We start from the raw sequence: 1,622 nt of genomic DNA, 5'->3' as shown, positions 1-1,622 counted from the left end.
ACCCGGTAGTTGCATAAATTAATCGGCTCTCAGCGATGAAAACCCTTGTTTTACAGGCTCAACCTGACCCTCGACTCCTGTCGCTGGAATTCACCGATAGTGACATCCAGAAACAGCAAAAACATGAACATCACGCATAAAAAAACGGTCTCGCGTTTGGTAGAATTGGTGGCACCACACCGTCCAATAAAACCAAAGGAGACCGTTTGCGTGAAGTTTAGCAAAGCCGCCGTCCATCGTAAAACCCACGCGCTTCCTACTCTCAGATTCGAAGATCAAAAACTCACTTCCTATGCCGGGCTGGTCGTGTTCCAGTCGTTGTTCGCCAAACTGGGATTGAAGGAGCAGCTCACGCGTTGCTTCCGCCACCTCACCGTCAGTCCGATCTTCGGCCACGGCGTAGTGACCCTGCTGCTGATTGTTCACCTGTTGCTCGGCCACCGCCGGCTGCAGGACATGCGCTACTATCAGGACGATCCGCTGGTGAAGCGCCTGCTGGGGGTCTCCCGCCTGCCGGATGTCGCCACAGTGAGCCGCACCTTGTCCGCGATGGACGGGCGCAGTGTCGAACAGTTGCGCCAGGTCAGTCGCCAGCTTGTAGGCTTGCGGCTGCAGACCTTGCGCTTGGCGCGGGTCACTCTGGACTTTGATGGCTCGGTCATTGCCACCGGACGCTTTGCTGAAGGTAGTGCCGTGGGCTTCAATCGCAAGAAGAAAGGCCAGCGCAGCTACTATCCGCTGTTCTGCAGCATCGCCCAGACCGGCCAGATATTCGATGTCTGGCACCGCCCCGGCAACGTGCACGACAGCAATGGCGCCCAAGCCTTCATCAAGGCCTGTATCCATGAAATCCGGGCAATCCTGCCACACTGCATCGTCGAGGTGCGCATGGATGGTGCCTTCTTCAGCGATGCCATTGTCACCATGCTCGAAGCGCTGAACGTGGAGTTCACGATCAGCGTGCCTTTCGAGCGTTTCGTTGCCCTCAAAAGCTTGATCGAGCACCGCAAGCGTTGGCGAAGTCTGAATGAGCGTTGGAGCTACTTCGAGACGGACTGGAAACCCAAGAGTTGGCACCGACGCCACCGCTTTGTATGTGTTCGACAGCGCAATCGGGTACAGCACAAGGGAGCGGTGCAGCTCGACCTCTTCGTCCCTTACGAGTACGGCTACGACTTCAAGGTGATCGTGACCAACAAGCGGTCGTCGCCCAAAAAGGTGCTGACCTACCACAATGGGCGCGGCGCACAGGAAGGTCTGTTCGCTGAACTGAAATCTCAAACCCAGATGGACTATGTACCGACGCAAAAACTCGTGGGTAACCAGGTTTACGTACTTGCCGCCATGTTGGCCCACAACCTGAACCGGGAAATGCAAATGCAGAGCCTGCCCAAAGCACGACAGACGACCGAACGCCGGGCACCACTGTGGCAATTTGAACAACTCGGAACCCTGCGGCGCAAACTGATTCAACGCGCAGGGCGCTTGACCAAACCGCAGGGGCAACTGACGCTGACAATGAGCGCCAACCCCACGGTCAAATCCGAGTTGTTGCATTATATGAACCGGCTGAAGCATGTGGCCTGATCACAAGGCAATGAAATTTATGCAATGATTGGGTT

1 protein-coding gene is annotated in these 1,622 nt (G+C 56.0%); it reads left to right on the top strand.

The genetic code is table 11. From position 1 onward, the window contains the following. Positions 1-210: 210 nt before the first annotated feature. Positions 211-1,587: an IS1380 family transposase gene (locus tag FHS09_RS22450; protein ID WP_183464135.1), complete on the top strand. Its 1,377-nt coding sequence runs from the start codon at positions 211-213 to the stop codon at positions 1,585-1,587. The last annotated feature ends 35 nt before the right edge of the window (positions 1,588-1,622 follow it).

The sequence above is a fragment of the Microbulbifer rhizosphaerae genome (assembly GCF_014191725.1).
Taxonomy (GTDB): Bacteria; Pseudomonadota; Gammaproteobacteria; order Pseudomonadales; family Cellvibrionaceae; genus Microbulbifer; species Microbulbifer rhizosphaerae.
This window is presented reverse-complemented; position numbering and strand designations above follow the sequence as displayed.